The 4,732-nt window shown below is 71.7% G+C and carries 6 protein-coding genes; all 6 read right to left on the bottom strand.

Annotated features, from left to right (window positions below; genetic code table 11):
* Positions 1-44 precede the first annotated feature (44 nt).
* The gene (locus AC08OV_RS23605; RefSeq protein ID WP_476620340.1) at positions 45-902 is read right to left on the bottom strand and encodes a PspA/IM30 family protein; all 858 of its coding nucleotides are present in this window, start codon (positions 900-902) and stop codon (positions 45-47) included.
* Positions 903-950: 48 nt separating this feature from the next.
* Positions 951-1,145 carry a hypothetical protein gene (locus AC08OV_RS23600; protein ID WP_462188818.1) on the bottom strand — a complete coding sequence of 65 codons (195 nt, stop codon included), beginning with the start codon at positions 1,143-1,145 and terminating at the stop codon, positions 951-953.
* A 179-nt stretch (positions 1,146-1,324) separates the two neighbouring features.
* Positions 1,325-1,792, bottom strand: coding sequence for a Dps family protein (locus AC08OV_RS23595; RefSeq protein WP_476620339.1), 468 nt, complete (start codon positions 1,790-1,792; stop codon positions 1,325-1,327).
* 253 nt (positions 1,793-2,045) lie between these two features.
* Positions 2,046-2,357, bottom strand: coding sequence for a helix-turn-helix domain-containing protein (locus AC08OV_RS23590; protein ID WP_462188820.1), 312 nt, complete (start codon positions 2,355-2,357; stop codon positions 2,046-2,048).
* 121 nt (positions 2,358-2,478) lie between these two features.
* Positions 2,479-3,780: a competence/damage-inducible protein A gene (locus AC08OV_RS23585; RefSeq protein ID WP_476598618.1), complete on the bottom strand. Its 1,302-nt coding sequence runs from the start codon at positions 3,778-3,780 to the stop codon at positions 2,479-2,481.
* A complete protein-coding gene (locus tag AC08OV_RS23580; protein ID WP_476598616.1) occupies positions 3,770-4,474 on the bottom strand; it encodes a CDP-alcohol phosphatidyltransferase family protein in 705 nt (234 codons plus the stop codon). Before AC08OV_RS23580 ends, AC08OV_RS23585 begins: the two co-directional genes overlap by 11 nt.
* Between the last annotated feature and the right edge of the window lie 258 nt (positions 4,475-4,732).

Below are 4,732 nucleotides of genomic sequence, written 5' to 3'. Positions count from 1 at the left end.
GTCCCACCCCGGCCAGCCGGTCACGGCCGGTCCCGCCTTCCGACTCACGGCGTCCCACCGCCGGTGGGCTTGACCGCGGAACCGGATGACGCCGCGGAACCGGATGACGCCGCGGAACCAGGCGGCGCCGCGGGACCGGATGACGCCGCGGAACCGCCCGCGCCAGCGGGAAGCTGGCCCCCGGCCGCCATGTCACCGCGCAGCTCGGCGAGGCGGGAGGAGGCCCGGGCGTCCATGGTCGCGCGCCGCACCTCGATCATCCGCGCCTCCATCCCCTGGGAGGCGAGTTCATGGCGCCCGAGAGCGACCGCGTAGCGCTGCTCGACCTTGTCCCGGATCTCCCCGAGGGTGGGCGTGTCCCCCGCCGGGGCGAGCGAGGACATCCCCTCCATCGCCTTGGTCATCTGCTCCTGCATGGCGGCGTGCTCGATCTGTGTCAGCAGGCGAGCACGCTCGGCGAGATGGCGCTGCATCCGCACGGTGTTGTCCTCGACCGCGGTCCGGGCCTGCTGGGCGGACGCGGCGGCCTGGCGGTGCAGGTTCTTCAGGTCCTCCAGCGATGCCTCCGCCGAGACCAGCTGGCTGGCGAACGCCTGGGCCGTCTCCTCGTAGCCGGCCGCGGTGGCCAGATCGCCGGCCGCTCGCGCGTTGTCAGCCAGCAGCAACGAGGACCGGGCGGACTCGGTGAGGTTCGCGACCTCGTCCACCTGGCGTGCCATGCGCATCTCCAGCTGACGCTGGTTACCCACGACAAGCGCCGCCTGCTGGACCAGCGCCTCGTGCTGCTGCCGGGCCTCCGCGATGGCCTGGTCGATCTGCACCCGCGGGTCGGCCTTCTCGTCGAACTTCCGGTTCGCCGAGGCCGACAGATAGCGGTAGATCTTGCGGACGACATTCGCCATACATCGATCGTCGCACGCCGGAGCCGCGGCGGTTACCCCGCGGCGGACTCAGACGGGCGGCTGCAGCGCCGTGCGGCCGCGTCCCGCGCAGACCAGACATGCCCGGCAGGCCGGCACAAAGCCGCCGCGCGCGGTGGCGAAGACCACCAGCAGCTCGCCCAACCCGTTACAGCTCTTGCACACCTGGACCAGCCGGCACTCCGACCAGCCGTCATCGTCCTCCGGCCACGCGGGGGTATTCACGCGATCTTCTTTCCCTGCGGGCCATGCCCGGGAGCCCGCCCGGGAACGACGATCGACACCAACCTGCGCCACGAGAACTATCTCGGGAGAGTCGCAGAGGGGTCCGCCACCCGCCACCAGACAACCCCTTTCGGGGGAGGGCCCTTTCGGGGGAGGGCAAACCGCCCCCGGCGCGGGACTCACACCATCGCCTGGAACATCCAGTGCTGCTCCTCCAGGTCGTGGACGATCTCGATGATCAGGTTCTGGGTGACCGGGTCGGCCTTCTCGGTCGCGTCCATGCGGGTACGCATCCTCGTGACCACCCCGGCGAGGACCTCGGTCGTCTGCCGGATCACCTTCTCATCCGGGATGTACCCCACCTCCACTCCCGGCAGGTGGGTGCCTCGGGCGACCGTCGAGGACTGACCGTCCGGGTTGACCCCGATCGCGACGGCACGTTCGGCGGTGGCGTCCGCGTAACGACGCGCCAGGTCGACGACCTCGTCGAGTTGGCGATGCACACTGCGGAAGGTGCGCCCGGTGACGTTCCAGTGCAGCTGCTTGGCGGACAGGGACAGGTCGATCAGGTCGATCAACGTGCCCTGGAGGGCCTCACCGGTGACGCTTCGTGCCCCGTCGGACAACGGGCTGCGGATGGCGCTCATACTCGACCCCTCTCACGCCGGAGACATCTGCTCCCTGCGGCGTGCCCCGTGAAGAGATCCGTATGCGTCCAGAACGCCCCAGCGCCCAGCACAGCCCGACATCGCGAACGAGACACCTACCGAGACCTACCTCATCGAGACCTACATCATGAACGGAGCGCACGTCATGAACGGAGCAGACCCCGAACGTGAACGGGACACGTGAACGGGACAGCCGACGCGGCGGGACGCCGGAAGACGCCGGACGCCCAACTCAGGCCGCCCGGTCGACGACCGCGGCGCGGGCGGGAACCACCACGGTGGGCGCGCCGACCCGCGCGGGCACCGCCAGCTCGGCGAGCTCGAGATCCTCACTCACCTCGCGCAGCAGGTCCGCAAGCCGTACTCCCAGTGCGTCACAGATGGCGGCAAGCAGCTCGGAGCTGGCCTCCTTCTGCCCACGCTCAACTTCCGAGAGGTAGCCGAGCGACACCCGTGCCGCCGACGACACCTCCCGAAGCGTGCGGTGCTGATCCTGACGGCGGCGGCGCAACGCCTCGCCGAGCATGCGTCGGAGCAGGACCATCGAGCCTCCTCCTTCGTCCGCGGGATGCGTTCACCGTATACCCACCACCGCAACCATCGGGCCCTCGTTGATGGGACTGTAACTGTGTAAGCACCTCAGGTCCGGCGATTAGTCTCGCGCGTCAGGGCGCGCCGTCGCCGGTTGTGGTCATCTCGCTGCTCGGCAGCCCGGCGAGCAGCCGACGCACCAGGTCCAGCGCGGACACCACCGCGTAGGTGCGGATGCGCGGCCGGTCCCCGGGCAGCCGTACCGACCGGGTGACGGTGCCATCCGGTCCGGCCAGGCCGATATGCAGCGTGCCGACCGGTTTGTCCTCCTGCGGCCGCGGGCCCGCGACTCCCGTGGTGGACAACCCGTAGGTGGCGCCCAGCCGAGACCGGACCCCCGCCGCCATCGCGGCGGCCGTCCTCGACGACACCGCGCCCCCGGCGGCCAACAGACCCTCATCGACACCGAGCGCCGACGCCTTGACCTCCGTGGCGTAGGAGACGATGCCGCCACGGAACGCGGCGCTCGCACCGGGGACGTCGGTCAGCCGCCCGGCGAGCAGCCCCCCGGTGATGGACTCCGCGACGGCCAGCGTCGCCGACCGCTGGACCAGCAGCCCCAGGACCACGCCTTCGAGGGAGTCGTCCGCACCGCCGTACACCCCGGCGCCCAGCGCGGTCCGGGCCGCGGTCTCCACCGGTGCGATCAGCATCTCGGCCTCGGCCCGATCCCGGGCCCGGGCCGTGATACGCACCCGGGTCTGGCCACCGCTGGCCAGGAACGCGATGCGCGGATTGCCGATCGGGGCAAGCCGGTCGACCTCGTCCGCGAGGGCCTCGGCGACGGCCGACTCCCACATGCCCGCCGTGCGCAGCACCCGGTGGACGACCACCGCGGGCTGCCCGGCCCGGCGCAGGATGTCGGGCAGCACGCTGGCGGTGAACATGTCGTTCATCTCGAACGGCACACCGGGCATCGCGTAGACGACGCCGGTCCCGATCTCCATCCGTATCCCCGGGGCTGTTCCGGCGCCGTTCGGCAGCGGTTGTGCCCCCTCGGGCAGGTCCGCCTGCCGGTAGTTCATCTGGGGCACGCGCCGGCCACCGTCACCGCGGCCCAGGTCCCGGAACCGTCGCCGCAGCATCGACTCCAGGAAGTCGTCCCGGCGCAGGCCGACGCCGGCCGCGGCGGCGATGCCCTCGCGGGTCAGGTCGTCCTGGGTGGGACCGAGCCCTCCGGTCATGATGACGACGTCAGCCCGGTCCAGTGCCACCCGGATCGCCGTGGCGATCATGTCGATGTCGTCACCGACGACCGTCGACGTCGTGACGGTCACTCCGACATCGGCCAGCTGCCGACCCAACCAGGCCGCGTTGCCGTTGACGATGTCGCCGTAGAGAAGTTCGTCCCCCACCGCCAGCAGCTCAGCGCGCATCGGTCCGCCCCTCCGTCTTCCTGGTAGTCGGTCCGGCCGCCGTTGACGGGGCGGACCCGGCCGGCCCGGCCCCCCGGTGACGCACCGGGGGGCCGGTGCCGGGCGAGAGGCCGGTGGATGGCGCGCCCGTCGGCGGGGTGACACCGCCGGGGTCCCGCGCGGCCCGCCGCCGCAGCGCGAGAGCTCGACAGACATAATCGATCCCGGTGACCATGGCGACCACCACGCCAGCCGCGAGGATCACGGCCCGGCTCGTGGCGGCAACACCCGCCAGCGGAAGCACGTAGAGACCGATCGCGACGTTCAGCAGCAGGGTCTTGGCCTTGCCCCCACGGCTCGCCGCGATCACCCCGAAGCGGATCACCCACAAGCGCAGGAGGGTGACGCCGACCTCCCGCAGGAGGATCAGTACGGTGACCGGCCAGGGCAGCTCGCCGAGCACGGACAGCGAGATCAACGCGGCACCGGTCAGCGCCTTGTCGGCGATCGGATCGACCAGGATGCCGAAGTCGGTGACGAGGTGCCAGCGGCGGGCGATGGAGCCGTCGATCTGGTCGGTCACCGCGGCCACCGCATAGGCGCCGAAGGCGGCGTACCGCCAGGTATGCCCGTCGGGCCCGGCGAACAGGAAGACCACGAAGACCGGCACCAACACCAGCCGCACGATCGTCAGCAGGTTGGCGACATTAACCACCGGAGCCGCGGGGACCACCGGGGCCGCGGGGACCACCGGGGCAGAAACGGGCTCCGCGGGGAGCGGCGACGGCCCTTCGCCGCGCTCCCCCTGGCGTCGGCGCCCGACGCCGTCACGTCCCATCCGCGACGCCCCGGCCCACGAGGGCCGCCGCCCGGTCCGGCGCCGGCCGCGCGACCGCGGCCGTGGGACGGGCCCGATCGAGCACCGCGGTGAACTCCGCGATCAGATCGACACCCTCGGTGGTGACCACCCGGG

Source organism: Frankia sp. CeTa3Moorea (genome assembly GCF_978021225.1).
The sequence above is the reverse complement of the archived record's forward strand: the minus strand, read 5'-3'. Positions and strand labels throughout refer to the sequence as shown.